Source organism: Pseudomonas sp. RA_15y_Pfl1_P11, assembly GCF_963970975.1.
GTDB lineage: Bacteria > Pseudomonadota > Gammaproteobacteria > Pseudomonadales > Pseudomonadaceae > Aquipseudomonas > Aquipseudomonas tritici.
Genome location: NZ_CAXAOY010000055.1, coordinates 1 through 1,069, shown reverse-complemented (window position 1 = coordinate 1,069; position 1,069 = coordinate 1). Strand labels below are relative to the sequence as shown.

Here is a 1,069-nt window from a genome sequence, read left to right as displayed (position 1 = left end):
GCTTTAATCGGCAACGCCGTGAGGTGTGCGTGCCACGAGAGGATGGCGAGTACTGGATTGTCCCCTGGGAAAGCGTGACGGCGGCGGCCACGCAGCAGTCGTCGGTGAGTCAGGCGGGTAAAGCTACAATGGGCTTATTGATCATTGGCTTTGAGAATCCTGACCCGCAGGCCAAGGAGGATAACAAGCATTTTTGGTTCGGATTTAACTGTGGTGGCGGCACCACGGCCATGGCGTTGTGGGAGTGCGTGCGCAGCTACATGGAGATTGGGCCAGAGGTTTTGCCTATTACAAATGATTTTGAGGGGGGGAGAGAAAAACTGCGCGGTAGAAGTGTTTTTTGGGGCGTTTGCTCTGAGTACCTTGATGGAATCAGGCAACACCTAATGGCTCAAGAAATTGGTCAAGCAATTTGGTTGGTGATCGGTGCCTTACTCCTTGGTGCCCCGGTCGCAATGATGCTGCAAACATGGAAGTTATCACCCCCACCAGACCTCGACTATCCCGACATCATCGAATGGTCCAAACCACTGCCACCGGAGCAATGGGCCAAGCGCTCCCCTGAGTTGGAAGTGGCCATCGCAAAACGTGAAGCGGAACTGGCCGTGCAACCCAAGGACCGCGCATGAGTACGCCACCGGCAGGCACCACGAAAAAACGGCTGTTTTCGCGCAATGACTACTTGGCGCCGTTGCCCATTCCCACCGGTGAAAAACCCTCGGATGTGCTCAACACCATCTGGCGCAAGAACGAGGTGTTTCTCGACATCGGAAACTACAGCATTGGCTCGGCGGTGATGGTGCTATGGCCGATGGTGATGCTGTTTGCATTCATGGGATATCTGTTCAGAAATGATCATGACGATATGCACATATTTGCGATCATGACTACCTTCATCATTGGGGTTCCTACGTTTTTTTAATTCAGGGACTGTTTCGTGAGGTGCCATTGCCCGTGCGCTTTAATCGGCAACGCCGTGAGGTGTGCGTGCCACGAGAGGATGGCGAGTACTGGATTGTCCCCTGGGAAAGCGTGACGGCGGCGGCCACGCAGCAGTCATCGGTGAGTC

2 pseudogenes are annotated in these 1,069 nt (G+C 54.4%); both read left to right on the top strand.

The annotated features are described in order from the left end of the window. Positions 1-629 (top strand): annotated as a pseudogene (locus tag AACY44_RS27575) (hypothetical protein); the annotation flags it as partial. Beyond that, positions 626-1,069 (top strand): annotated as a pseudogene (locus AACY44_RS27570) (hypothetical protein); the annotation flags it as partial. The pseudogenes AACY44_RS27575 and AACY44_RS27570, both read left to right, overlap by 4 nt.